Annotated in this window: 23 protein-coding genes and 1 pseudogene; 11 read left to right on the top strand and 13 right to left on the bottom strand. The window is 65.0% G+C overall.

Annotated elements, in window-relative coordinates:
* Positions 1-216 precede the first annotated feature (216 nt).
* On the top strand, positions 217-420 hold the full coding sequence (locus ACZ6SF_RS15680) for a cold-shock protein (RefSeq protein ID WP_466062791.1): 204 nt from the start codon (positions 217-219) through the stop codon (positions 418-420).
* Positions 421-522: 102 nt separating this feature from the next.
* Here the strand turns inward: ACZ6SF_RS15680 and ACZ6SF_RS15675 are convergent, their stop codons facing one another.
* Positions 523-1734 carry a helix-turn-helix domain-containing protein gene (locus ACZ6SF_RS15675; protein WP_466062790.1) on the bottom strand — a complete coding sequence of 404 codons (1212 nt, stop codon included), beginning with the start codon at positions 1732-1734 and terminating at the stop codon, positions 523-525.
* A 416-nt stretch (positions 1735-2150) separates the two neighbouring features.
* On the opposite strand from ACZ6SF_RS15675, the gene ACZ6SF_RS15670 reads away from it, so the two are divergent.
* Entirely contained in the window at positions 2151-2498 is a 348-nt protein-coding gene (locus tag ACZ6SF_RS15670) for a hypothetical protein (protein WP_466062789.1), read from the top strand.
* 143 nt (positions 2499-2641) lie between these two features.
* Here ACZ6SF_RS15670 and ACZ6SF_RS15665 read toward each other — a convergent pair whose 3' ends face one another.
* The 3 genes from ACZ6SF_RS15665 to ACZ6SF_RS15655 all read right to left on the bottom strand — a co-directional run bounded on the left by ACZ6SF_RS15665 (position 2642) and on the right by ACZ6SF_RS15655 (position 5354).
* Positions 2642-3859: an acetyl-CoA C-acetyltransferase gene (locus tag ACZ6SF_RS15665; RefSeq protein WP_466062788.1), complete on the bottom strand. Its 1218-nt coding sequence runs from the start codon at positions 3857-3859 to the stop codon at positions 2642-2644.
* An 80-nt stretch (positions 3860-3939) separates the two neighbouring features.
* Positions 3940-4812, bottom strand: a complete 873-nt coding sequence (locus ACZ6SF_RS15660) for an SGNH/GDSL hydrolase family protein (RefSeq protein ID WP_466062787.1) — start codon at positions 4810-4812, stop codon at positions 3940-3942.
* 80 nt (positions 4813-4892) lie between these two features.
* Positions 4893-5354 carry a hypothetical protein gene (locus tag ACZ6SF_RS15655; RefSeq protein ID WP_466062786.1) on the bottom strand — a complete coding sequence of 154 codons (462 nt, stop codon included), beginning with the start codon at positions 5352-5354 and terminating at the stop codon, positions 4893-4895.
* Between the two features lie 124 nt (positions 5355-5478).
* Between ACZ6SF_RS15655 and ACZ6SF_RS15650 the strand changes: the two genes are divergently transcribed.
* Both ACZ6SF_RS15650 and ACZ6SF_RS15645 read left to right on the top strand, forming a co-directional pair.
* Positions 5479-6870, top strand: a complete 1392-nt coding sequence (locus tag ACZ6SF_RS15650) for a cystathionine beta-synthase (RefSeq protein ID WP_466062785.1) — start codon at positions 5479-5481, stop codon at positions 6868-6870.
* A gap of 106 nt (positions 6871-6976) precedes the next feature.
* Positions 6977-7918, top strand: coding sequence for a membrane protein (locus ACZ6SF_RS15645; protein WP_466062784.1), 942 nt, complete (start codon positions 6977-6979; stop codon positions 7916-7918).
* Positions 7919-7969: 51 nt separating this feature from the next.
* Here ACZ6SF_RS15645 and ACZ6SF_RS15640 read toward each other — a convergent pair whose 3' ends face one another.
* The 3 genes from ACZ6SF_RS15640 to ACZ6SF_RS15630 all read right to left on the bottom strand — a co-directional run bounded on the left by ACZ6SF_RS15640 (position 7970) and on the right by ACZ6SF_RS15630 (position 10319).
* Positions 7970-8308, bottom strand: a complete 339-nt coding sequence (locus tag ACZ6SF_RS15640; protein WP_466062783.1) for a DUF6401 family natural product biosynthesis protein — start codon at positions 8306-8308, stop codon at positions 7970-7972.
* Between the two features lie 102 nt (positions 8309-8410).
* Positions 8411-8923, bottom strand: coding sequence for a DUF4254 domain-containing protein (locus ACZ6SF_RS15635; protein WP_466062782.1), 513 nt, complete (start codon positions 8921-8923; stop codon positions 8411-8413).
* Positions 8924-9143: 220 nt separating this feature from the next.
* Complete coding sequence (locus ACZ6SF_RS15630) at positions 9144-10319, bottom strand: acyl-CoA dehydrogenase family protein (RefSeq protein ID WP_466062781.1); 1176 nt, start codon at positions 10317-10319, stop codon at positions 9144-9146.
* Positions 10320-10423: 104 nt separating this feature from the next.
* Between ACZ6SF_RS15630 and ACZ6SF_RS15625 the strand changes: the two genes are divergently transcribed.
* Complete coding sequence (locus ACZ6SF_RS15625) at positions 10424-11566, top strand: cystathionine gamma-synthase (RefSeq protein ID WP_466062780.1); 1143 nt, start codon at positions 10424-10426, stop codon at positions 11564-11566.
* Between the two features lie 131 nt (positions 11567-11697).
* On the opposite strand, the gene greA is transcribed toward ACZ6SF_RS15625, so the two are convergent.
* Both greA and ACZ6SF_RS15615 read right to left on the bottom strand, forming a co-directional pair.
* The gene (greA, locus tag ACZ6SF_RS15620) at positions 11698-12192 is read right to left on the bottom strand and encodes a transcription elongation factor GreA (protein ID WP_449996293.1); all 495 of its coding nucleotides are present in this window, start codon (positions 12190-12192) and stop codon (positions 11698-11700) included.
* Positions 12193-12658: 466 nt separating this feature from the next.
* A complete protein-coding gene (locus ACZ6SF_RS15615) occupies positions 12659-13171 on the bottom strand; it encodes a DUF4307 domain-containing protein (protein ID WP_466062779.1) in 513 nt (170 codons plus the stop codon).
* 121 nt (positions 13172-13292) lie between these two features.
* On the opposite strand from ACZ6SF_RS15615, the gene mca reads away from it, so the two are divergent.
* Both mca and ACZ6SF_RS15605 read left to right on the top strand, forming a co-directional pair.
* The gene (gene mca, locus ACZ6SF_RS15610; RefSeq protein WP_466062778.1) at positions 13293-14159 is read left to right on the top strand and encodes a mycothiol conjugate amidase Mca; all 867 of its coding nucleotides are present in this window, start codon (positions 13293-13295) and stop codon (positions 14157-14159) included.
* Complete coding sequence (locus ACZ6SF_RS15605; protein WP_466062777.1) at positions 14159-14461, top strand: hypothetical protein; 303 nt, start codon at positions 14159-14161, stop codon at positions 14459-14461. The genes mca and ACZ6SF_RS15605 overlap by 1 nt, the downstream gene beginning before the upstream one ends.
* Before the next feature lie 34 nt (positions 14462-14495).
* Here ACZ6SF_RS15605 and ACZ6SF_RS15600 read toward each other — a convergent pair whose 3' ends face one another.
* The gene (locus ACZ6SF_RS15600) at positions 14496-14894 is read right to left on the bottom strand and encodes an NUDIX hydrolase (RefSeq protein ID WP_466062776.1); all 399 of its coding nucleotides are present in this window, start codon (positions 14892-14894) and stop codon (positions 14496-14498) included.
* A gap of 70 nt (positions 14895-14964) precedes the next feature.
* Between ACZ6SF_RS15600 and ACZ6SF_RS15595 the strand changes: the two are divergent.
* From ACZ6SF_RS15595 to ACZ6SF_RS15585, 3 genes and pseudogenes are all read left to right on the top strand, one after another.
* Positions 14965-15129 (top strand): annotated as a pseudogene (locus tag ACZ6SF_RS15595) (DUF255 domain-containing protein); the annotation flags it as partial.
* A gap of 138 nt (positions 15130-15267) precedes the next feature.
* A complete protein-coding gene (locus ACZ6SF_RS15590; protein WP_466062775.1) occupies positions 15268-15882 on the top strand; it encodes a type IV toxin-antitoxin system AbiEi family antitoxin domain-containing protein in 615 nt (204 codons plus the stop codon).
* Positions 15882-16790, top strand: a complete 909-nt coding sequence (locus ACZ6SF_RS15585) for a nucleotidyl transferase AbiEii/AbiGii toxin family protein (RefSeq protein ID WP_466062774.1) — start codon at positions 15882-15884, stop codon at positions 16788-16790. The genes ACZ6SF_RS15590 and ACZ6SF_RS15585 overlap by 1 nt, the downstream gene beginning before the upstream one ends.
* 138 nt (positions 16791-16928) lie before the next feature.
* Here the strand turns inward: ACZ6SF_RS15585 and ACZ6SF_RS15580 are convergent, their stop codons facing one another.
* From ACZ6SF_RS15580 to ACZ6SF_RS15570, 3 genes are read right to left on the bottom strand one after another with little or no spacing between them, the layout of a single operon-like run.
* Positions 16929-20378 (bottom strand): DEAD/DEAH box helicase family protein, encoded by a 3450-nt coding sequence (locus tag ACZ6SF_RS15580; protein ID WP_466062773.1) that lies wholly within the window; start codon positions 20376-20378, stop codon positions 16929-16931.
* Complete coding sequence (locus ACZ6SF_RS15575; RefSeq protein ID WP_466062772.1) at positions 20375-21550, bottom strand: restriction endonuclease subunit S; 1176 nt, start codon at positions 21548-21550, stop codon at positions 20375-20377. Before ACZ6SF_RS15575 ends, ACZ6SF_RS15580 begins: the two co-directional genes overlap by 4 nt.
* A complete protein-coding gene (locus ACZ6SF_RS15570; protein ID WP_466062771.1) occupies positions 21547-23076 on the bottom strand; it encodes a type I restriction-modification system subunit M in 1530 nt (509 codons plus the stop codon). The genes ACZ6SF_RS15575 and ACZ6SF_RS15570 overlap by 4 nt, the downstream gene beginning before the upstream one ends.
* Positions 23077-23720: 644 nt before the next feature.
* On the opposite strand from ACZ6SF_RS15570, the gene ACZ6SF_RS15565 reads away from it, so the two are divergent.
* The gene (locus tag ACZ6SF_RS15565; RefSeq protein WP_466062770.1) at positions 23721-26072 is read left to right on the top strand and encodes a type I restriction-modification system subunit M/S; all 2352 of its coding nucleotides are present in this window, start codon (positions 23721-23723) and stop codon (positions 26070-26072) included.
* The last annotated feature ends 26 nt before the right edge of the window (positions 26073-26098 follow it).

Here is a 26098-nt window from a genome sequence, read left to right as displayed (position 1 = left end):
CGCCGTGCTGCTGTGGTGGATGAGCCGTCGCCCGCGACCGGTCGCGGAGCCCCAGTGCCCGGCCGCACCGGCCGCTGACGCCCATCTTCCGAACAGCCCCCGGGCGTGCGGTACCTCACCATTCTGGGGAGTAGCGGCCGGTCTGTGACATGCTGGGCGACGGGCACGGGTTGTTGATGTGATCGCTCGGCTCGCAACAGGAAGTTATAGAAAAGTATGTCGCAAGGCAGTGTGAAGTGGTTCAACGGCGAAAAGGGCTTCGGGTTCATCGCGCAAGACGGTGGCGGTCCTGATGTTTTCGTCCACTACTCCGCGATTTCCGGCTCCGGCTTCAAATCCCTCGACGAGGGGCAGCGCGTAGAGTTCGAGATCGAGCAGGGCCAGAAGGGCCCGCAGGCTCAGAACGTCCGCGCCATCTAGGAGTCGGCCGATACGGAAACCCGCGCTACGGCGCGGGTTTCTTGCTTTCCGGGCGCAGTGCGGGCGGCCGGTCTTGTTTCCGTTAGGCGGTAGCGGCGAGCACTACTTCCCACCTACCCCGCACCATGCCGCGAACCCGCGCAGGGTCTCGGTCGATCGGGCCTCCTGCCGCGCCAAGGCGCGCACCGTCTCATGCACCATCGGGTGGTACCGAGTCTGTGTCGGCGCGATTCCACGCGCTGCCTGCAATGCCGAGAACGCGCCGTTGCGATCGCCGTGCAGAAGATATGCCCGGGCCAGATCGATGTAATGATGGCCGGCCCGCTCCCGAGGGGTGCTCGGCGTCAGCCGCACCTTCTCCGACCGTTTCACGGCTTCGGTACCGTCCAGCATCTCGACCGCCAACCCCACCGACCAGATCTGAACGTTCGTCGGTCCGAAACACAGCCGGTAGTCGTCACGGTCCACACCGATCCGCGTGGCGGTTTCCGTTGCCTCGGCGAGGTGGGCGTCGGCGGTATCCCTTCGTCCGGCTCGCGCTGCGGCGAGGCCCGACTTCAGGTGCAGATTGCCCCACATCGATAGCGTGGCGGGGTCGCCCTTGCCGATCTCGGGCTCGATCGCCCTCCTGCTGCTTTCCAGAAACCGCTCGGCACCCGCCCAATCGGCTACACCGATCATTTCACCGGCGCGTTGATAGTCACCCGCCAGCACCGCCAGGTCGTCACCGGACCGAGCCGCTGCCCACTCGTAGCGATCCACCGCAAGTGAAGCCAGATCGATATAGCCGAGCTTGTACACCACCTGGGATGTGGCGGCGTAGGTCTCGGCCAAGAGCCCGAATACTCGTTCCTGGCCCGAGCCGCTGCTCGAATACCAGGCAACCCGCAGATCGTGCAGTAGCGAAGGTAGGAGCCGGCCCAGTTCGCCCAGGTTCACGGTGTGCCGCATCCGCGATGCGCGGGCTACCTCTGCGGCCAGTTCATCCGTTGCGCGGGGCGGGATATCGTCGGGCGGGATCCGGTACACCGCGAGTTCTCGCCGGATATCCGGAATCCCGGCGTGCACGGTCTGCTCGTCGCGGGTCGTTCGCGGATACGGTTGTTCGAGTAGTGCGGTGACGCCCACTTTCAGGGCACGGCCACATGCGGCGATGAAAGCAGGTGAGGCAGGGGCTCTTCCCTGCTCCACAGCTTTGACAAGAGACGTCGAGACATTCGCCTCGGAAGCCAGACGGGACTGAGTCCAGCCGACCAATTTGCGTTCTTCGGCTATGCGCGCCCCCACGCCGCCATTCTTCTGATCGCTGCTCATCACAATCACATCCTGGATCGAGCCTTTCCTCCATGGTGCCAAAGGTTTTGTCCCCTCAGTGGATTGGCCGCTACAAGCCTTTATGGCGAATCAAGCCCGCTGACAACAACACCGAAGAGGTGCCCCATGCGTGAGGAGTCACCGTCCCTGCCCACCCGCGCACCACACAATCTCGCCATGGCGGCCACAGTTCGCCTATGGCAAACGGGTCAGGTGTGGGTCGCCGACGACCCGGCGATATTGCGCAGACTCGTGGACGGCCTTCGAGCGTTACCCGCCGCCCCTCCCACCGGCCACTGTTGTTCGCGGGAGCCGATCCGTGGGTACGCCCACGCCCATCGGTTGATGGATGTCCATGCCGGGCATCGTTGCCCGCGGTTCGAGGCGGCTGTTGATTACGCGGCGGAGGGGCAGCGGTGACGAGCGGGAGGCGGGCGATCGCGTTCTGCCGGGTGGGGTGCGACAGCTCGGAAATCGAGCGGCTGGTCCGGGCGCACGGGCTTCGGGTGGTTCATACGGTCTACGCGGATACCGGACCGGAACTCTCGGCGAGGATCGCTGTGCAGCATGCGCTGGATCATGGCGCGGAAGTGGTTGTGGCACCGCATCTGAGCGACCGGGAGGCCCGCGAGACTCTCGGGTGGAGGGTGGCCACCTGTCTCGTCGACCTGCTGACCTCCACCGGACCGATCGACCGTTGGTCCGAGCCCCGGCGATTGCCGTTGGAACTGGACCCGGAGGCCACACGCGGGAGCCGGGAATGACGCGAAACGGCCCCCGGATCACGGATGGCTTTCCGTGATCCGGGGGCCGCGATCGCTATCGCCGAAACGGATCGGCGTCCGCTCCGGCCACCGCACACGCCGGACTGCTCACATCCGGCCCCGCGCCGCCGGAGGCGGTGCCGTCAGCTCAGGCGTTCGATGATCATCGCCATGCCCTGGCCGCCGCCCACGCACATGGTCTCCAGGCCGAACTGCTTGTCGTGGGTCTGGAGGTTGTTGATGAGGGTGGCGGTGATGCGGGCGCCGGTCATGCCGAACGGGTGGCCCAGCGCGATGGCGCCGCCGGAGACGTTCAGACGGTCCTCGTCCATACCCAGTTCCCGGGCCGAGCCCAGGACCTGCACGGCGAAGGCCTCGTTGATCTCGTAGAGGTCGATATCGCCGATGGTCTTACCGGCCAGCTTCAGCGCCCGGCGGACCGCCTCGATCGGGCCCAGGCCCATGATCTCGGGGGACAGGCCGGAGACACCGGTGGAGACGATGCGGGCCAGCGGGGTCAGGCCGAGTTCCTTGGCCTTGGTATCGCTCATGACCACCAGGGCGGCGGCGCCGTCGTTGAGCGGGCAGGCGTTACCGGCGGTCACCGTGCCGTCGGGTCGGAAGACCGGCTTGAGCTGGGAGATCTTCTCGTAGGTGGTGCCGGCGCGGGGGCCGTCGTCGGTGGAGACGACGGTGCCGTCGGGCAGGGTCACCGGGGTGATCTCACGCTCGAAGAAGCCCGCCTTGATGGCCTCTTCGGCGCGGTTCTGGGACCGCACGCCCCAGTGGTCCTGGTCCTCGCGGGAGATACCGGTGAACGAGGCGACGTTCTCCGCGGTCTGGCCCATGGCGATGTAGACGTCGGGGATGGTGTCGTCGGTGCGGGGGTCCTTCCAGGCGACTCCGCCCTGCGCGGAGGTCGCGGTCCGCTCTTCGGCGGTGCCGAACAGCGGGTTGTGGGTATCGGGCCAGCCGTCGGCGGTGCCCTTCGGGAACCGGGACACGGTTTCCACACCGGCGGAGATGAACGCGTGACCCTCGCCGGCCTTGATGGCGTGGAACGCCATGCGGGTGGTCTGTAGCGACGAGGAGCAGTACCGGTTGACGGTGGTGCCGGGCAGATAGTCGTAGCCGAGCTGGGTGGCGACGACCTTGGCGATATTGAATCCGGCTTCACCGGCCGGCTGCCCACAGCCGAGCATGAGATCGTCGATATCGGCGGGCTGCAGCGCGGGGACCTTGTCCAGCGCGGCGCGGACCATCTGGGTGGCGAGGTCGTCGGGCCGCATGCTCACAAGGGATCCCTTGTTGGCCCGGCCGATGGGGGAACGAGCAACGGAAACGATGACGGCCTCAGGCATGAGGACTCCTTTGTCGAGGAGTGGCGCTTTCTCCGAACCGGCCGGATCGAGCGCTACTCACGGGTACGATCCTCTCGAATCTACGTCCCGGTCGGCTGCGGGGAAATATCCGCGGTGGCCATATCCCGTTCATTGAGCGCATTCAGCAACTCGGGCAGCAGATGGGTGGCGGCCAAGGCGTAGCCCGCGGCGGACGGATGGAACCCGTCGGCGGAGAACAGTTGCTCCGGGGCGGCCCGGAAATCCTTGGCCAGTAGGGTGCCCATCGCCACGGTGCGCCCGCCCGCCGCCCGGGTGGCGGCGGCCTGCGCGCGGGCGAGCCGGACACTCCACCGGTGCACGACGGTGCGCAGGGGTTCCGGGATGGCGGTGACGCTGCCCAGATCGGGACAGGTGCCGACCACGACGACACTGCCCGCGCCGTGCAGGCGGCTGACCGCGGCGCCCAGCCGTTGCGCGGACCGGCCGACGGAATGCTTCTTGGTGACGTCGTTGGCGCCGACGAGGATCACCGCCGCGTCCGGCGGCGGGCCGGCCACGAACATCGCGTCCACCTGCCCCGCGAGTCCCTTGGAGGTGGCCCCGGAGATGGCCTTGGTGCTCAACCGGATCCGCTGGCCGGTGGCATCGGCCAGGCCGTGCGCCATCCGGACCCCGAGCACCTCGGCGGCGCTGCGGCAGCCGAGACCGGCGGCGGTGGAATCACCGAAGATCATCAGATGCAGGTCGGCGTGCTTGCCATTGCGCCAGGTCTCGTAGCCGTGCGGTGCGTAGATACCGTCGGCCTCCGGCGGCTTGGAGGTATCGCGGCCGATCATGCCGCGCGCGGTACCGGCCTGCGAGGTGAGCAACCGGTAGGTGGCCCAGGACGCGGTACCCGCCCCGGATCCGAACAGCGTGGCCGCGGCGCCGGCCACTACGGCCGTGCGCCATCCGATCCGTGTCTCGCCCATGTGCAGCGATTTTATTGACGACTCCGGTGTCGCGCGAGGTGTGCGCCGCAACTATTCGCGGTCGCGTCCGGCGCGAGGGATCAGGCCGGGACGACGAAACTGCCGCGCGCCGGAACGCTCGCGTGGTTCGTGGTGACCGTGACCTCGACCCGGCCCGGGCCGGTGTCCTGGAACAGGGAGTACTGGATGCTGCCGTAGATACCGGTCACCACGTTGTTCACGTAGCTGCCGGTGGCGCCGGTATCGAGATTGCGCCAGGACACGGTGGTCAGCACCTCGCACAGCGGTGCGAACGGATGCACACCCGGACCGATACCGGTGACCGGATCGGCCCTGACATTGACGATCGCGCGGCCCGGCCACTGCGGTCCGGTATCGGCCCAGGTGCGGATACTGGTTCCGCACAGTCCGCCGTAGGCGAGTGTGGGCACGGTCGGCAGCGACACGGTGGTGGCACCGGCCGGTGCCCCCGGCGCGGCGATCAGCGCGAACGCCGAGCCGGCCAGAATCGCGGTGGCGCGCGCGAACTTCGGCAGCCTCATAGGTACCGGATCCTAGATGTTCGGGCGCGTGCCCGCCGGATTTGCGCGGTGACCGTCACCACTGCCGCCCGGGGTCCCGGGACCGCACCGAACTCTCCGGCAACGTCTCTGCAACGATGGGGGTATGCGCATCGCGGATCATGTCGTGGACCTCATCGGTAACACCCCGCTGGTCCGGTTGAACTCGGTCGCGCCGGCGGGCGCGGGGCTCGTGGCGGCCAAGATCGAGTACCTGAACCCGGGCGGGAGCTCCAAGGACCGGATCGCGGTGAAGATGATCGAGGCGGCGGAGAAGTCCGGGGAGCTGCGTCCCGGCGGGACCATCGTCGAGCCCACCTCCGGCAACACCGGCGTCGGTCTGGCGCTGGTGGCGCAGCGGCGCGGCTACCACTGTGTCTTCGTCTGCCCGGACAAGGTCAGCGAGGACAAGCGCAATGTGCTGCGCGCCTACGGCGCCGAAGTCGTGGTGTGCCCGACCGCGGTGCCTCCGGACCACCCCGACAGCTACTACAGCGTTTCCGACCGCCTGACGCGCGAGATCGACGGCGCCTGGAAGCCGAACCAGTATTCCAATCCCGGCGGCCCGGAGAGCCACTACGAGACCACCGGTCCCGAGATCTGGCGCGATACCGACGGTACGGTGACCCATTTCGTCGCCGGTGTCGGCACCGGCGGCACCATCACCGGCGCGGGCCGCTACCTCAAGGAGGTCTCGGGCGGCAAGGTGAAGGTCGTCGGCGCGGATCCCGAGGGGTCGGTGTACTCCGGCGGGACCGGCCGGCCGTATCTGGTGGAGGGCGTCGGCGAGGATTTCTGGCCCACCGCCTACGACCCCGCGATTCCCGACGAGATCATCGCCGTCTCCGACGCGGATTCCTTCGATATGACCCGCCGCCTGGCCCGCGAGGAGGGACTGCTGGTCGGCGGTTCGTGCGGGATGGCCGTGGTGGCGGCACTCGAGGTGGCGCGCCGCGATCCGGAGGCCGTGGTGGTGGTGCTGCTGCCCGACGGCGGGCGCGGGTACATGTCGAAGATCTTCAACGACCAGTGGATGAGTTCGTACGGTTTCCTGCGCACTCCGCTGGACGGATCCACCGCGGAGACACTGGTCGGTGATGTGCTGCGCGGCAAATCGGGCAAGCTGCCCGATCTGGTGCACACCCATCCCTCGGAGACCCTGCGCGATGCCATCGAGATCCTGCGCGAATACGGGGTGTCGCAGATGCCGGTGGTCGGCGCGGAACCGCCGGTGATGGCCGGTGAGGTCGCGGGCAGCGTCTCCGAACGGGATCTGCTGTCGGCGGTGTTCTCCGGGAAAGCGCATCTCACCGATTCGGTGGCCCAGCATATGAGCCCGTCGTTCCCGCTGATCGGGTCCGGTGAGCCGATCTCGGCCGCCACCAAGGCGCTGTCGGATACCGACGCGCTCATGGTTGTCGAGGACGGTAAACCGGTCGGTGTGATCACCCGCCACGATCTGCTGGGCTTCCTCAGCACCGGCAGGTCCGCGCGTTAGCAAATTTTTCGCAATCTCAGGTTCCGCCAGTTCTCCCGGGGTATAACGAGCTGTACGCCGTTCGTGGCAAACGTCACGTTCGTTCGGAGAACGAAGGGAAGGGCTTGTGCGAACCTCGAGTTTGGCAATCGATTTCCAGCAGGGATTCTCTGACGCGTGGAGCTCGATCGCGACATTCGTCCCCAAGCTGCTCGGCTTCCTGGTCATCCTGCTGATCGGCTGGATCATCGCCAAGGTGGTCGAGAAGATCGTCGACAAAGTTCTCGAGCGAGTGGGTTTCGATCGGCTCGTCGAGCGGGGCGGGATCCAGCGGATGCTCTCGCGCAGCAAATACGACGCGTCCGATCTCCTCGGGCGATTGGCCTTCTACGCGATTCTGCTGATCGCGCTGCAGATGGGCTTCGGGGTCTTCGGCCCGAACCCGGTGAGCAACCTGATCAACGGGATCGTCGCCTGGCTGCCGCGACTCGCGGTCGCCATCCTGATCGTGGTGATCGCGGGTGCGATCGCGCACGCGGTAAGCGATCTGGCGCGTAACGCGCTGGGCGGGCTCAGCTACGGCCCGATGCTCGCGCGGATCGCGTCGGTGTTCATCTGGGGTATCGGCATCATCGCCGCGCTGAATCAGATCGGGGTGGCCACGGCGGTCACCACACCGGTGCTGATCGCGGTCCTCGCCACGCTGGGCGGAATCCTGGTGGTCGGCGTCGGCGGCGGTCTGGTGCGCCCGATGCAGCAGCGCTGGGAGGGTTGGCTCAGCGGCCTGGAGGAGGAGATGCCCGCGGTACGCGGTCACGCGGAGGCCTATCAGCGCGGTCGTGAGGACGCGTCCCGGGAACGCGAGCGGATGCCGCAGCAGGGTCGCGGTCCGACCGCCGGCGCACGCCCGGCGGAATGGGATCAGCCGCAGCCCGCTCAGGGCGGTTTCCGCGGTGAACCGGACGAGTTCGGGCGGCAGATGCCGGGCAGCGACTACCGGCAGCAGTACGGCAACCCGTACGGCGGTGAGCCGCCCTACGGTGGCGGTGAACCGCGCCACCTCAGGTAGCGGTACGTCCTCTTCCGCCGTGGGCCGGACCGGCTCACGGCGGAAGGCCGTCTACGGGGCCGGGAAGCCGGCGTGCAGGCAGGCCCCGGCCAGTCGCATATGCAGCCAATCGGCGGTGGCCCAATCGGTGGGGGCGACCAGCGGCGCGGTCATATCGTCCATCAGCCCGCGGATATAGCCGGCCAGCAGCACGGTAGGCGACACCTGGTCGGCGGTACCGACACCCAGTTCGAGGATGTCGCGCACCGCGGCGGCGTGCTGGTCCAGTTCCGCGGTCAGACCCGGAAGGTCCGCGGCCGCGGCCTGTGCCGGGGCCCCGTGGGTTCGGTACATCCCCTCGAGGAAACGACGAGCGGAGGCTTCGAACAAACGGGGACCCGGAACGAACATGACACAATGGTAACAATGCGTGCCGATATATCGGATTGTGATAAATCGCGCACTGGCCCGAGGATATTCCCGGCGCGAATCGGGTAAGAACCGGCGGGGAGGTCAGGCCCGGCGCCGGACCGGCTCGGCGCCGGTTACCAGATCCGTCCATTCGTCGGCCAGCAGTGCCAGCCGATACCAGGCCGCGTGCACGCGGTCGTCGGAGACGCATTCGGAATTGTGCAGCAGATGATTCGCGTGCACATGCGCGGCGGCCATCCGATCGATGGTCGAACCCGGCGATCCGGTTCGCAGCCGCCGGCCGCGATTCGCGGCCGTTTCGATGCTCACCCAGCGATCGATCATTTCCACGACCTCCGCCCGGCGGCAGTCGATACCGGCCGTGACCAGCGGATCACCGTGGCGGCGCCGATGCAGGTCGGCGAGGGCCTGCGCCCAGACCAGCAGTGGTTCGCCGGACCGCGGATCGCCCGGATAGGTGAAGGCGGCCACCAATTCGCGCTGATCGGGTAATCGGCAGATGCGTTCGCGTGAATTCCGCACGGCCTTCACACCGACGGCCTTGGCCGTGATGGGCGGTCTTCTGTTGCCCGGTCCGGGCGACTGCGAGTTCATTACGCACCTCCGTGTAATACACCTGGACGTTTCCCGACTCGTCTCGGGTGCGATATTCAGGGTGCGCTGCCGGCTCGGCCAATGGGTGACACCGAGATGGCTCGAGGGTGACGGTTGGTAACAATGTCCTCCGCCGCCGTGGACGGGGCTGTGAGATCTTGCGCAGACGGCCGGTCAGCGGGCGAATTCCACCGGAATCCGGGTGCGCGGACCGGCTGTCTCAGCGGAAAGCCGCGGTATCGGTGAGTGCTTTGCCGAGTACCAGTTGATGCACCTCCGCGGTGCCCTCGTAGGTGAGTACCGATTCGAGGTTGTTCGCGTGCCGCAGCACCGGATAATCCAGCGTGATCCCGTTGGCGCCCAGAATGGTGCGGCATTCCCGGGCGATGGCGAGGGCCTCACGGGAACTGTTCAGCTTTCCGGCGCTCACCTGCTCGGAGCTCAGTTCGCCGCGGTCCTTCAACCGGCCCAGATGCAGCGCCAGCAGCTGTCCTTTTCCCCATTCCAGCGCCATATCCGCCAATTTCGCCTGCGTCAGTTGATACGCGGCGAGGGATTTGTCGAAAACCTCGCGAGTTCGCGAATATTCTATGGTCGCGCTCAGGCAATCGCGGGCCGCGCCGAGCGCCCCGAAGATGATTCCGAACCGGGCTTCTCCCAGGCAGGACAGTGGCGCGGAGAGCCCGGTGGCGCCGGGCAGCACCGCGTCGGCCGGCAACCGGACCTCGTCCAGATCCAGTTCCGCGGTGATCGAGGCACGCAGCGACAGCTTCCCCTTCATCTCCCGCGCCGTGAACCCGCGCGTCCCCGCCGGCACCAGGAAGCCGCGGACCCGATTCCGCCCGTCGACCTCCACCTGAGCCCACACCACCGCGATATCGGCCACCGACCCGTTGGTGATCCACATCTTCGACCCGTTGAGCACCCAGTCCGCGCCGTCGCGCCGGGCCCGGGTACGCATACCGCCGGGGTTCGAGCCGAAATCCGGTTCGGTGAGCCCGAAACAGCCCAGAACGCTCCCCGCGGCCATATCGGGCAGCCACTGCTGTTTCTGTTCCTCGGAGCCGAACGAGTGGATGGCGGTCATCGCCAGCGACCCCTGGACCGAGACCAGCGACCGCAGCCCCGAATCGGCCGCCTCCAGCTCCGCGCAGGCCAGCCCGTAGGCGGTCGCGGGCAGTCCCGGGCAGCCGTACCCGTCCAGATGCATGCCCAGTACGCCCATCTTCCCGAGTTCCGGCGCGATCTCGCGGACCGGGAAGATACCGGCTTCGAACCACTCCGCGATATGCGGCCGGACCCGCCGCTCGGTGAAGGCGGCCACGGTATCGCGGATCTCCCGTTCCTCGGCGGTGAGCAGGGAATCGGTCGCGAAGAGTTCGGCCAGGGTAAGCATGGGCCCAGGGTAATCGGCAGTGTCCCGGCGGCCCGTGAGCGAGCTGCGCCACACCGGCCCGACCGGTGTGCGAGCGCGGGGAGCGCGACCTCTAGGGTGGGGCTATGAGCGAGCTGGGCTTCACCACCAGGGCTGTGCACGCCGGATACGAACCCGATCCGCGAACCGGCGCGGTCAATGTGCCCATATACGCCAGTTCCACGTTCGCCCAGGACGGCGTGGGCGGTCTGCGCGACGGTTACGAATACGCGCGCACCGGCAACCCGACCCGGACGGTGCTCGAGGCCAACCTCGCGGCCCTCGAGTCCGGCCGCCACGGCCGGGCGTTCGCCTCCGGGATGGCGGCCACCGACTGCGCGCTGCGGGCCATGCTGCGGCCCGGCGACCATATCGTCATCCCCGACGACGCCTACGGCGGCACCTTCCGGCTCATCGACAAGGTGTTCACCCAGTGGGGGATCGAACACTCCCCGGCCGCGGTAACCGATGTCGACGCGATGCGCGCCGCGATCCGGCCCAACACCAAGCTGATCTGGGTGGAATCGCCGACCAATCCGCTGCTCAATATCGGCGATATCCCGGCGCTGGCCGATATCGCGCACACCTCGGGCGCGAAACTCGTCGTCGACAACACCTTCGCCACCCCGTACCTGCAGCAGCCGCTGCTGCTAGGCGCCGATGTGGTGCTGCATTCGACCACCAAATATCTGGGCGGCCACTCCGATGTGATCGGCGGTGCGCTGATCACCGACGATGCCGAACTCGACGCCGCGTTCGCGTTCCTGCAGAACGGCGCCGGCGCGGTCCCGGGCCCGTTCGACGCGTTCCTCACCCTGCGCGGGACCAAAACGCTGTCGCTGCGGATGGACCGGCACTGCGACAACGCCGAGACGCTCGCCGAATTCCTGACCCGGAATCCGGCGATCTCCCAGGTCATCTACCCCGGGCTGCCCGAGCATCCCGGCCACGCCGTGGCCGATAAACAGATGCGCCGCTTCGGCGGGATGATCTCGGTGCGGCTGGCCGGTGGTATCGAGGCCGCCCGCGACCTCTGCTCCCGGACCGAGGTGTTCACCCTCGCCGAATCGCTGGGTGGGGTGGAATCGCTGATCGAGCATCCGGCGGCCATGACCCATGCCTCAACGGAGGGTTCCGAACTCGAGGTGCCGGCCGATCTGGTAAGGCTATCGGTGGGCATCGAAGATATCGCCGATCTGCTGGCGGATCTCGAACAAGCCCTGAACTGACCGGACCCGGACCGCCCGGCGGTCCGGAGACCAGGAGATGTGCACAGGACATGAACAAGCGGCCGCATCCGGGACATCGGATGCGGCCGCTTGTGTCCGCAGGGGTCCGGGCCGCGGCCCGGGAGCCGGGCTCAGCTGTGGTAGGGCTCCGCGCTGACCAGCGTCACCTTCATGGTGTTGCCGTTGGGCAGCGTGTACTCACGGGTCTCGCCGACCTTGGCGTCGATCAGCGCACCGCCCAGCGGCGAGCTGGGAGAGTAGGTCTCCAGGTCCGGGTTGCCCAGACCTTCCTCGCGGGTCGCGATGAGGAAGGTCTCGGTGTCGTCGGAGTCCCCGTCGTAGTAGACCTTCACGACCGACCCGGGCAGCGCGACACCGGATTTGGTGGGCGCCACGCCGACCTTGGCGTTGTTCAGGAGTTCCTGCAGCTGCCGGATGCGGGCCTCCTGCTGGCCCTGCTCTTCCCGAGCCGCGTGGTAGCCGCCGTTCTCCTTGAGGTCGCCTTCTTCGCGGCGCTCGTTGATCTCTGCGGCGATGACCGGACGATTGGCGATGAGCGCGTCGAGTTCGCTCTTGAGCCTGTCGTGCGACTCCGGGGTCAGCCAGGTCACTTGGGTCTCAGTCATCTCGATCACTCCCTAGTAGTTGTCCCCGGCAGGCCGGGATTCCCTGATCACTGCGGCACAACCCGCCGTGGGCAGGCATGCATCAGCCGACGGCTATCGCGATCTGCGGGAAACTTCGGAGAACCCCGACAGGTCTGACGCCGGGACACTCACGCCGACCCGGTATCGACCGCGCTGGCCGCCAATGCAGCAAACACGGCTCCGAGCCCCGGAACCGTGTGTGAGGCCATTTTAGCATGAATCACAAAAATGCAGGTCGGAGAAGTTTTTACCGGCAAGTCACACAAATAGCGTCGCACGCCCTGGGTGGGGCCCGCCCGGTTCTGGAGCGACCAGAGGAAGGGAGCGCAGCGACCGCCCGCCGGGAGTGAAGAACCGGGATGTAAGGGCCCCACCCTCGAGACGCGGAGCGTCTCCAGATCACAGCCCCACCCTCGAGGCGCGGAGCGCCTCCAGAATTACCGCGTTACCTCTTCAGATAACCGGGGACATCGTCGGTGCAGGTGTAGATGGCGGCGGACGAGGGCGGCTCACTGGTCTCGATCACCGTGCTCACCTTCACCGTCTCCTCCCCGGCCGACGGTTCCACCACGACCTCCCGGCGGCCCACCTCGGTGAGGTCGCGGGCCATGGCCCGGACCACGCAGACCACCGGTTGTGTGGGGTCGGCGCGGGTCAGCCGGATACGCAACTCCACCGAGGAGTCGTCGATCACCGAGTAGCCGAGTTGCTCGGATTCGATGTCCTTGGGGCCGAACTGTTTCCAGCCGAGATAGGCGACCCCGATCCCGGCCAGCGCCACCACGACCGTCAGCGCGGCACCCCACCGGCGCAGATTCACCGGGCCGCCGCTGCGGCGACCGTAACGGTAGGCGTAGCGGTCCGCGGCGGTTTCCGCGGCGCCGGTGTCGCCCGCGCCGGGGGCCTCGGAAGCCGCCGTCGACCCGGTGCGCGGGGTTTCCGGCGTGGGCTCGGTCATGATTTCGTGCTCCCGGGGGGTAGGTCGGAACAGAATCGGTCCAGATGGAACTATAGGTAATGGAGTCCGACCACCCGCGACCGAGAGCGACGGTGAACGAGAAGTGAGTGGCCTTCGCCTCATGGCGGTGCACGCACACCCCGACGACGAATCCAGTAAAGGTGGTGCCACCACCGCCCGGTACGCCGACGAAGGACATGATGTCCTGGTCGTCACGCTGACCGGCGGTGAACGCGGCAGCATCCTGAACCCGGCGATGGATACGCCGGGCGTACTGGAGCGGATGAACGAGATCCGGCGCGAGGAGATGGCGGCCGCGGCCGCCGCCCTGGGGGTCCGGCAGACCTGGCTCGGATTCATCGACTCGGGATTGCCCGAGGGCGATCCGCTGCCGCCGCTGCCCGAGGATTCGTTCGCGCTGGTCCCGCTGGAGGAGGCCACCGAGGCGCTGGTGCGGGTGGTGCGGGAGTTCAAGCCGCACGTCATCACCACCTACGACGAGATGGGTGGCTATCCACACCCCGACCACATCCGCTGCCACGAAGTATCGGTGGCCGCGTTCGAGGCCGCGGGGGATCCGGAGAAGTTCCCGGACGCCGGTGCGCCGTGGACCCCGCTGAAGCTCTACTACGACCACGGGTTCACCATCCGTCGGATGGAGGTGTTCGCCGAGGAGTTCGCGAAGATGGGCGAGCCCTTCCCGCTGCAGGAGTGGCTGGATCGGTCCCGCAAGTACGCGGTGGAGCGCGGCGACATCATGGCCCGGGTGACCACCCAGGTCGAATGCGGTAAGTACTTCCCGCGCCGCGACGACGCGCTGCGCGCGCACGCCACCCAGGTCGACCCGAACGGCGCGTTCTTCGCCATTCCGCTGGAAATGCAGCAGCGGCTGTGGCCGACCGAGGAATTCGAACTGGCCAAGACCCGGGTGCGTACCGATATCCCGGAGACGGACCTGTTCACCGGTATCACCGACGAGCACCGCTGATGCCGGTGTCCCAGTTCCCCGCCCTCACCGCCACCCTGCTGGCGCAGACTCCCGGCACGCCGACCGGCCCGGAGTTCGGCAAGGCTTCCCCGCTGGGTCTGGCCGTGGTCCTGATCCTGCTGATCGGTACGTTCCTGCTGGTCCGTTCGATGAACAAGCACCTGAAGAACCTTCCGGAGACGTTCGAGCCCGAACATCCGGAACCGGATCAGGAGGCCGACGAGGGCACCGAGCACGGTGTCGCGCGGCGGCCGGAATCGACCACCAACGGCGTCTCCGGCGACGGCGACCGGTCCACCTAGCGGCGACCGGCGAGCGAGTGGCCGGTCCGGGCGCTCACCAGTCGATCAGGCCGAGTTCGTGCAGTCGCCGGAACACCAGTAGCGACCCGGGCGCGACTTCGGGCATCGCCGCGTACTCACTCCCGGTGAAGTAGCGGAACTCGGCGATCTCGCCCGCCGGGCGCGGCTCCTCGCTGATATCGGCCAGAAAACATGTCATATGCAGCCGCGTTCCGGCGGCGTGCCCGTAGGCCTCGGCGCGGAACACGCCGAGTTCGCGCACCCCGTCGACGCCGACCCCGAGTTCTTCGCGGACCTCGCGGTGCAGGGCCTGTAGCGGACTCTCCCCGGGATCGATCTTGCCGCCGGCCATATAGAACACGGTCTTTCCGGCCGAGCGGGTCTGGATCAGGCGACGGTCGCGGATATGGGCCAGGGCGGCGGTTCTGATCACGCGTCCACGGTAGGAGTTCCGGCGCCCGCGGTGCTCGGCAGGTGACCGGTACCCGTGAGAGGGTGGAAGGGTGAACCGGCTCGGAAGCGCGACCTCCCCGTACCTGCGTCAGCACGCGGACAACCCGGTGCACTGGCGGGAGTGGGATACCGACGCCCTCGCGGAAGCCGCGGCCCGCGATGTGCCGATCCTGCTCTCCATCGGGTACGCGTCCTGCCACTGGTGTCATGTGATGGTTAAGGGTTACAAGTGGCATTCATGCAGTTAGATGGCGGTACGTTGGGTGCGGGTGGAAGCTGGGTCCGGGTCGGTAAATAGGTCGGCTTGTATCAATTCGCACCCATAGCTCTGTCCTGTGGGTACGATTTAATGCATGGGTTCTACTGGGTCTTCGAGACTGTCGGCCAGGTTGGGTGGGCTGCCGCCGACCTTCACTTCGGCGGAGGCGCGTCAAGCCGGGCTTTCTTCCAGGGACCTATCGCTCTTACTGGACCGCGGGGAGGTGGACGAGCTATCACGCGGTGTCTATCGCCGCACCGATGCCGCGAAGTCCGCACACATCGATCTTCTCGCGGTGTGTACACGGGCGCCGCATGCGGTTGTATGTGGTGAATCCGCTCTCGCGCTGCACGAGTTGATCGACGATATTCCTTGGGCGGTGCATATCGCTGTGGCGCGGGGCGCCCGTCGGCCTTCGATCTCGTTTCCTCCTGTTGTCGTCTCCCAGTATTCGGCAAGGACCTTTGCACTCAATGTCGAGCGTTACGAGGCGGCGCCGGGCGAAACCATCCCGGTGTATGACGCCGCTCGCTCCGTGGTCGACGCAATGCGTCACCGCCACCGCATCGGTGAAACTCTCGCGTTGGCCGCACTCGGCCGCTACCTACGTCGTGCCGGCTCCGCGGGCGTGGCCGAGCTGCAGCGCATCGCCGGTGAACTCAATGCGATATCAATCATTCGCCCCGCTGTCGAAGCGGTGACCGCCTGATGCCCAATCCGGCACGTGACAGCACAGCAGGCCGAATCTACAACGACCTGCGCAATCTGGCTCGCCGTACTGCACGGTCAACCGACGAGCTCATGATCGAGTATGTACTCGAGCGCTTCCTGTTCCGGCTTGCGGTGTCACCGATGGGCGGACGGTTCTTCGTTCTCAAGGGTGGCCTACTGCTGGCTCAGTTCGGTGCTCGCCGGATGACCCGCGATATCGACATCCTCGGCCGGTTCTTCAGTGGCGATGAGGATGAGATCGTTCGGCGGATCTCGATGATCGCAGCGACTGAGATAGATGATGGGGTCCTTTTCGATCCCAGCACACTGAAGACTGTTCAGATCCGGGAGGACGACGAGTACCACGGGCTACGTATGACGATGGCCGCTTCCATTTCTCGGGCGCGCCTCAAGCTCCAGCTCGATGTCAGTTTCGGAGATCCGGTCACTCCGGAGCCAATGCTCATCGAGTATCCGCAACAGCTCGATGGCACCAGTTTTCAGCTTTTCGGATATCCGCTCGCCACGGTTATCGCCGAGAAGCTGTCGACCGCGGTGGCACTGGGCGACCTGAACACCCGCGATCGCGACTACGCAGACCTGCATCGCTTGATCTCCTCCAATGACCTCCTCGGCAACGAACTGGCGGACGCGCTGGAGGCCACCGCTGCCTACCGAGGAATCACATTGAGATCACTCAGTAGTTCGGTGATCCGGCTTCCCGAGCTCCGTCAGCGCTCGTACGCGGCTTGGCGCCGTCGTCAGGGCCCAGCGGGGGCTGGTTACCCTGACCTATTCCTCCACGTTTTCGAACTGGTCGCCGAGTTTGCGGACCCGCTTATCGAAGGCAGAGTGATCGGTGGAACATGGGTGGCCGGAGCTCTGCGATGGGAGCCCGGTGCATAGCGCATGATCGGATTGGTTCCAATCGCCAGTTCCGGCCCTACGAGCGTAGTTACGGCGTGATCGTAGGAGTGTCATGTCGATAGTTGCCACTGCGTCACATCCAGGGTTGTAGCCGGTCCGTGCTGAGCATGGAACCTGTCAAGCTGTCTGCGTATCGACGGGTATGGCTGTGGTACGCAGGTGGGTGAGCACTTCCTGCATCGCGTCGAGATCTTTGTCGGAGAACAACTCCTCGGGGCCGCGTGGAGCCATGCTGCTGAACGGGGGATCGTAGAGGGCGCCGACATCGACGACACCGCTCTTGGTGATCACTTTGATCAACAGTTTGACGAAGTCGAGCTGATTCGCCGAGAGTGTGCGACCAGCCTGGAACTTGTCGAACGTGGCGATGGCGGCTTCTTCATCGAGGCCCGCGATCGCGCGTACGAATAGGCCCAGCTCCCCGTCGTACTCGGACTTCGCCTGCTCCAGGTCCTCTGCCGTGCCGAAGCCCTCGGCGAGGAATACTTGCTCCAGAAAGGCGACGTCCATCGTGGTGATCTGCCGGTTACGGCGCAGCTTCTGCACCGCGATCTGGTCGGCGTGTTCGGTGAGGTAAGCGCGGACTTTCGCCTCGAATCGTGACTTGCCACGAATGCCGCTGAGCGCGGTGAGTTCCTGGATGTGCAGTTGGCCGAGCTCGTCGGTGAAGTCGGTGTAGACCGGGCTGCGCCGCGTTGGCTTGATATTGGCGACCAGGGCACGCAGGCGTCGGCGCACAGTCTCGAGCATGGGCAGGGTGACATCATCCCACCAGGCATCGGAGCAGACGTCCTCGAGGAAGTCATGATGCTTCGAGACTGCCGGGATGTTCTGCAATGCCGGGCTGAGCAATTCTATTGCGATATCGCGCACCTGGTCTTGCAGCGCAGCGAAGCTTGGCTCTCCGGTGAGACACGCGTACTCCAGCCGCAGCATGAGGTAGTCGAAGCGTTTGGCCTGAGGGCTGTTGCCATCCTCCACGAATTCGGTCGGCAGCCCGGCTATCTCATCGAGTTCCCTTCGCTTCGGCGGTGTGATCCGCTGCCAGGTGGCGGGATCGACAAAGGCTTCGACCTGCCGCAATTTGTGGCGTACTTCGATGCTGTCGGGATTCATTCCGGCCACCTGCTGGTGCAGTGCCTGCGCGAACTGCCAACGCACATCACCGATGCTTTCCGGTTCACCTGTCGGGATTTCGGCCGGTGTATCGCCGGGATTCTCCAGCTGATCCAGCTCCAACAACAGGTCAGCACGTTGCCGGAACAGCTTCTCGCGCAAAGAGAGCGTCGACCGGCCGGCTGTGGTGGGAAGGTTCTGGTTGAAGTACTCGACATTCTGGCCCAGGTCGAACACGACGAATCCGGTCTTGTGCTGTCCGGGGCCGAAAAGGTTCTCGCACAGCCGGGTCCCGCGTCCGAGCATCTGCCAGAACTTGGTCTTCGAGCGCACTCGCTTCGCGAATACCAAGTTTACTACGGCGGGCACATCCAGCCCCGTGTCGAGCATATCGACCGAGATAGCGAGATAGGGCGCGCTGCCGGGCTTCTCGAACTTGTCGATGAGGCTTTGCGCATTGTCTGCCTTGCTCGTGATGATGGTCGCGAAGTCACCCCGGTAATGCGGGTACAGGGTATCGAAGCGTTCGGCAATGAGCTTGGCATGTTTGGTATTACGGGCGAATACGATGGTCTTGCCGATGTGATCGCCGGTATCGACCTTCAACCCGAATTCCATCACCGTTTCCAGCATCTTGTCGATGGTGTCGGCGTTGAACAGGAATTTGTTGAGGTCGTCGGCCTCGATAACGTCGGGGATATCGCCGTCGTCGGGGGCCCAGTCCGTGGTTTCCCACTGGTCTTGCTCGTCGGGTGGGAGTTCGTCGTACCTGATGCCCAGCCGCGGGAATTTCAGGGGCACATCCACAACGGTGGGTGGCACCAGGTTCTTGTCGGCCACTGCCTCATCGAGGTCGTAGTGGTCGGTGGGCATCCCGTCTTCGAGGTGGAACAGCTGGTAGGTGTTGTGGTCGATATCGTCGCGCGGGGTGGCGGTCAATCCGACCAGCAGTGAATCGAAGTAGGTGAACAGGGTTCCGTACTTCTGATACACCGACCGGTGTGCCTCGTCGATGATGACCAGATCGAAATGGCCCGGTCCAAAACGTTTGACGTCGTTGGAGTCGGCTTCGTCGGCCAGTGCCATCATCGACTGATAGGTGCACACGTACACCCGGCCGGTGGCCTTCTTTTCGTCCAGCAGATTCACCGTGGTCAGGCCCGGAACATGGGTCTTGAACGCCTTGGCGGCCTGATTCACCAGGACCTGCCGGTCGGCCAGGAACAGCACCCGTTTCACCCAGCCCGCTCGGGCGAGCAGATCGACCAGGGCGATGGCCGTGCGGGTCTTGCCCGTTCCGGTCGCCATCACCAACAGGGCTTGGCGTCGATTATCGGACTCGAAGCTGCCCGCAATCCGGCGGATGGCGCGAGTCTGGTAATGCCGGTCGACGATCTGCTCGTTGATGGTTTCGGTGGCCAGTTTCTTGCGACCGGCTCGCCGCTGAATGAGCAGCCGGAGCTCGTCTTTCGTGTAGAAACCCTGTACTCGGCGCGGCGGATAGAGTTGGTCATCCCAGATCCAGGTCTCGAAACCATTGGTGTAGAAGATAATCGGACGCTGACCGGTCTTCTGCTCCAGTGCGTCGGCGTACCGGCGTGCCTGCTCCTTGCCGGCGATATCCGGATCTTTCGATGCCCGTTTGGCTTCGACCAGCCCCAACGGCTTGCCGTTGTCGTCCCACAGCACATAATCGACGCGACCCTTGCCGCTCGGTGTCGGCAGCCCGGTGACCGGATACTCCCGATCCTCCAGACTGTCGAGCTGCCATCCGGCCTCGGCCAGTAGACGGTCGATGTACCGCTTCCGAGTGAGGTTCTCGGTGTAGTCGTGTGTGTCGGGAATCTTCTGGTTGACCTGCTTGGCTGCCTTGACCTGCGCCCGCAACTCGGCCAGTTCCGCCTCGAGATCGGCGTTCGCCGCTCGCTGGGCGGCAAGATCTTTGCGCTGCTGCTCGAATTCGGCCAACATCGCTTGAATCTCGGCCTGCTTCTTGCGCCGTACCTCCGCGGGTACCGGCCGGGGCACCAGGTTCGGGTCGAAAGCCAATGCCGCAGGCGGAAGATTCGCGGGGTTGCGGGCATAGCGCCGGGCCACCCAGTACATCACTTGAAACAACTCACCCAGAGTCTCCATCGAGGACTTCTCGGCTATGGGCTTCTTCCCGTGCACCCCGCTATTGCCGGTCTTGCGGATCAGCTCCATCTTCGTCCGCATATCGAGCCCGACCAGCGCCACCATGGACGGATCGTTGATCTTGGCGTTCAAATCGTTGTAGTACGGCTTCTTGAGCGTGGAATCGGCGTCGTACAACCACTCGACGGTCAACTCCAGCGTCCTGCGGGCACATATGCACGCCACCCGGGGATCGGCCACCCCAGCCCGCTCGGCCCGCACGGCCTCCTCGAACAGATTCGGCCACTCTGCCCGCAGGAATGCGAAGTTGCTCACGACAATCCTTCCCCCTCAAGGTGATCGAGGCCAGTTTGCCAGAGTTCGCCGCGGAAGGCTCGGGACTGGAGGGAGGCGATGAGGATGTCCAGGTGGGCGAGGTGCGAGGCCGCCAGTTGCTTGGCGCTCTTGATCGTACGCAGCCAATCTGAGTATTCCCGTTGCAAGTTGATTGGGGGCAGTACCACCGGCAGCGCCTTGATGATGCCCATGTTCAGGCCGGCCATGATCGCGCCCTTTGCTGTGCGCTCGAGATATCGGCGCGCAGCGGGATGGCGGAGAAAGTAGCTGTGCAGAAAATCAGGCGAACACTTCTGCTGATCGAGCGTTATGCAGCAGAGGTGCTTGGTGTTGATTGCGACAGGTATATCGTCTGGAACGACAGCACATCGACCGCACGTGCCCATGATGGTGACGAGTACATCGCCCGGGCGAACGGTGTAACGTCTTAATTTTTCGTACTTATCGGCGGTGATAAATCGCGGCTTACCCCATTTGAATTCGTTGTCGACGGCATTGTCGATACCAAGTACGGGAATTCCGGTGTCGACAAACTCTTCGTGAAGAAGTTGGCTACCGAACGGGCCTGTGCGGATCGAGTTTCGCTCGGGTGCTGCGAGACTCTCGACGGCAACCTCCTGCCAATCGGTCCTCGGATTGCCGAACATGTCGAGGAAGAGGGCTTGGGCGAGGTCGTCGAGGAGGGCGATGGCCTGCCGCCGCTTTGCCCGCAGCGCATCTGCCCGATCCAGTATCTCCGCAATCCGCCGCTGTTCCTCCATCGGCGGGAGCAGTACTTTCAACCGATATGCATCATCTCTATTTAGTCCTGGTACGGCTGCAGCGCGATTTAGTTCGGTTAGGCCGAGGGAGCCGATACGGTAGAAGAGCCAACGCAAATCTACCTTGGTGGCTGAATTATCAACATAATATGTTGTGTCAATTGGCCAACACGAGTTACGGCTAAAATGGACTTCACCGAATGATCCCTTGCGTCCAATTATGATTGTAGGTCCACCAGTCAATTTCTGGTTATGGACGCCGACCTGTCCGTTGGAGCCATAGACGGGCACATCGCCTGGTAGTCGTGTGCTGCTCGGCAGGCTCCTTCCATATTTGAAATCGCAGATGTCGCCCAGTGAAACCTGCCGCCACTTGGGTAGCGCGCTCACCCCAGCATCCCCTTCAGCTCCGACATGCCTTGCTGAATCTCCGCCTCGATCCGGTCCAATTCCTCGATGATCTCCATTGGCAGCCGGTGTTCGACTTCCTCGTGGACGATCTCCTTGTACCGGTTGAGTGACAGGTCGTAGTCCTGGGCGGAGATGTCGGCCCTGGGTACGCAGAAGCTCTGGGCTGTGCGGGGCCTGTCGTGTTCGCTGCCGTTGCGCAGCGCCCAGCGAGCCAACACGTCGGGGAGGTTGTTCTTGGTGTGTTCGTCTTCGGTAAGAGCAGTGGTGGGGGCCGCGCCGAGTTGGTTTTCAGGCACCAGTGGGGTGCGCTTGTCATCGAGGCTGAAGCCGTCCGCGGTGACCTCGTAGAACCACACGGTATCGGTGCCGCCGCTGTTGGTTTTGGTGAAGAACAGGATGGCGGTGGACACGCCCGCGTAGGGTTTGAATACGCCGCTGGGCAGTTTAACCACGGCGTCGAGCTTGTGACCCTCCACCAGCATCTTGCGAAGTTCTTTGTGCGCCTTGGTGGATCCGAACAGCACGCCGTCGGGGACGATGACGGCGGCCCGGCCGCCGGGCTTGAGCAGGCGCAGGAACAAGGCCAGGAAGAGCAGCTCGGTCTTCTTGGTTTTGACGATGGCCTGGAGATCCTTGGCGGTGGTCGCATAGTCGAGGCTGCCGGCGAAGGGTGGGTTGGCCAGGATCATGGAGTACTTGTCGGCCTCGCCGGCGGCGCTTTCGGCCAGGGAGTCTCGGTAGCGGATATCGGGTTGGTCGACGCCGTGCATGAGCAGGTTCATGCTGGCGATGCGCAGCATGGTGCGGTCGAAGTCGAAGCCGTGGAACATACCGTGGTCGTAGTGGTCGCGGATGGCCGGATCGAGCAGGTCCTCATGGTGGGTCTGGGCGATGTACTCGGCCGCGCCGACTAGGAAGCCGGCTGTGCCGCAGGCCGGATCGCAGACCTCGTCGTTTGGGCCGGGGGCCATCATGCGAACCATGAGCTCGATGATGTGGCGAGGGGTGCGGAACTGGCCGTTCTGGCCGGCGGTGGCGAGTTTGCCGAGCATGTACTCGTACAGATCACCCTTGGTGTCGCCTGCGTCGAGCGGAAGTTCGTTGATCAGGTCCACCACCTTGCCGAGCAGGCCCGGGGTAGGGATGGTGAAGCGGGCGTCGCGCATGTGGTGGGCGTAGGTGGATTCGTCGCTGGCGTCCGCGCCGCTCAGATCGCGCAGCCAGGGGAACACCCCGTCCTGGAACCGCGGGAACATCAGGTCCGGGTGGAGGTTCTTCAGGTTCGACCACCGTAGCGAGTCGGTCTCGTCGGTGTAGATCGGCCGATCGATCGGGCTGGATGTGCGATTCGCCTTGCGCTCCTTGACGGTCTGGATGTCATCCAATCGCCGCAGGAAGATCAGGTAGGTGATCTGCTCGATCACTTCGAGGGGGTTGGAGATGCCGCCAGACCAGAAGGCATCCCAGAGGCTGTCTATCTTGGTGCGGAGTTCGCCGGTGATCACCGGTGAACCCTATCGAAGGGTCGGTAAGGGCGGTACGGAGAGCAATCGGTCCGGAGACACTGACGAACTGACACGCTGACCATGGACAGTGCTCAGATATGTGTCAGCGTGCGCAAGCCTGTTACGCCGGTGCTGTGAATGCCTTTTGAAGTGCATATTTACCAGAATTCTTCTGGATCTCCATGTGCAATCTTGCTGAGTCGGCTTGGTCTAGTGATAATCAGATTATCGATCGAGCGGTGCCGGAGACGATACCGTCCTTGGTGTCAACCCGCTACTACGCCCTGAACGAGAGGTCATGACTCGTCGACTCGCGCCGCTGCCGGCGGCGCTACATTGCCGGTCTCGGCGGCCCGGAACGGAATGCCGCCGATGATGCTGGAATTGATCGCCATCTCAGCCACGCCCGCCGTCGCCTGGTGGGCCACTCACCTCGGGCCGGAACGACTCATGGCCGCGCTGTGCGCGGTATGGCATCCAGACCGGTCGCGTCGCCGGGACGCCGGCGGCGTACTCGCTCGTCTGCTGCCGAAGGATCCGGCTGAAGGGACCGAACCGGCCTGGCGGTGCGATTGCGACCCCGGCGCACCGGACGCATGCCCCGCCGACTGCCATCAGGAACACGATTCACCCGAGGACCAGAATTGAACCACGCCGACCGGACGCAGCGCCTCAGTTATGTCCACAAGCCGGATATCGCCAGGTTGGCGGGGGTGCGTCGGCCTACCGTCACCATGTGGGAGAAACGGCATCCCGCGACCTTTCCGCGACCGGAAGGCTCCGATGACCGAGGCGCGTACTACCGGCTCGACCAGATCGTCGACTGGTTGGCGGACCGTACCGTTCCAGACAAGGAGCGGGATGCGGGGCGGGAGCCGGCGGGAATCACCTACGGGCAGCGGGTCCGGGACCGCTTCGCTGCCGAGCAAGCGGAACACGCCACCGCGATCCACAGTGAAGTCGATGCGGAGAGCCGGAATCGCGTGCTGGCGAATCTGCTGGGGCCGATCGGGTTCCGGCTGCGTGCGGGATCGGTGTCCGAACCGGACTACCTGGTCATTCTGATGTGCCTGATATTTCTTCGGGTGCGCGATAACGACTCCTGGCGCGAGTTGCGGCGTGCGGCAGGGCCGGAACAGGGTGAGGAATTGCTCCGAGAGGCAGGTTGGCGCATCGATGCCGTGCTCCGCTCGCACGCCATCGCACCGGGTGTGCGTCCAGTAATGGAACGTCTGCACACGCGACGGGTCCGCGATGTGCGGGAAATGCTCGACGGATGCGAAAACCTGGGTCCGCATGCATTCTCCAGCCTGGTCGACCGCTACGCCGCCATTACAGACTCGGGCAGCGCCGGGTACTTCACACCAGCCTCGTCGGCCGCTCTTATGTCAGCGCTCGCGACCGCCGAAGGCCGGGTGCCCGGTCTGTTGTACGACCCATATGCCCGCGGTGGTGAATTGCTGCTGGCCGCTATAGGCGAGTGTGGTCCGGACGCAGATGTCCGTGTCCGGGGTATCGGTCAGGCAATGCAATCACTGCGGATAGCTGCCATGCGGACCGCGATCGCGGGCCGAACCGGCGACTTTCGGCAGGGGGATTCGGCGCCGTGGGAAGATGAGGACTCCGACAGTGTCCATGCGGACATAGTCCTGACAAATCCGCCGTTCAACAATCGGACCGAACGCCGCTCGGACTATCGACCCGAAGACTGGGATTTCGGTGTTCCGCCGTCACACAATGACAACTTCGCTTGGCTGCAGCACGCTGTGGCGAGTCTGGCGCCGGACGGCGTGGCAGTGGTGCTGATGCCGGCGCAGGCAGCAGTCTCCGCCGACCGCTCCGAGATGGAAATCCGTCGTCGAATGGTGGCAGCGGGCGCGGTACACGCAGTGGTCACTTTGCCGGCCAGAATATTCCCGAACACCGATATCGCGGCATCGGTGTGGATCGTCGCCCGTGGCGTGTCGGACTTCGAAGCTGTGTTGCTAGTGGACGCGGGGAACATGGGTGTGCGGGATGGTAACCGCATCCGGTTGCCGGACGACGCGGTGGCAGCGATCACCGACTGCTTCCGTAATCGGCGCTCCCTGCCGCCGGAGCACGTCGTGGAACTGGCGGGGGGTGGGTCGGCGATCAACGCGGACCTGGACATGGTCGGTGAGGCAGGGTTCGGGCTGCGCCCCGCGGATTATATCCGTCGTGCGGCGCAGAACGGGACCGATGCGCTGCTGGGCGATATCGATCGAGCGATCGCCGAATTCGGGCGATCGCGGGAATCGACCGCGCCGCGGGCCGTGCTCGATCGGCTGTGTTCAGATGACGGACCTCTACGAGACGATCCGGAGGCCCGGCGAGTAGTCCGGCTGGACGCGATCTGTGACATTCAACCTGGACTCTCGCATGATCTCATGCCGAAAGGAGAGGCCGCTGAGGAACGCTCGGTGCCGGTGGTGAAGCGGAAACATCTGCGCGACTTCCGGGTCGATGCCACCTCAGCCGAGGCGATCGGTGAGAGGGCGGCCGACCGGCTCGGCAAGTACCTCCTCGAACCGAACGATATTCTGCTGGCCCGCTCCGGTTCCATGATCCCCCCGGCCATTGTCGACGCCGATCGGTCTCGGATGTTGTTGGGTAATAACCTGGTTCGAATTCGAGCCCAGGGCACTGCCGAGGTGGATCCGCTCTACCTGCTCGTCTACCTGTCGAGTCCTCGGATTCTGGCCGACATAGCCGCCCGTATGACCGGCACTGCGGTCGCTACCTTGAGCAAGGATGCGCTGGGTTGTCAGACGATCATCCTTCCTTCCTTGGAGGAACAACGCTGGATCGGCACAACCATGAATGCCGTCGACGATCAGGTCGCCGGGCTCCGCACACTCGCGGACGCCGCTGCACAGGTCCGCGCGGTACTGACAGATGGCTTGGCTGCCGGGGTCGTAGGGTTGGGTGGTCCGCCTGTTCCTTCGGGAACAGTCAGCGATCCCGCAATAAACTGAAACCTGTCTTCAACGGGCTTCTGGGC

Source organism: Nocardia sp. NPDC049935 (genome assembly GCF_055586645.1).
This window is presented reverse-complemented; position numbering and strand designations above follow the sequence as displayed.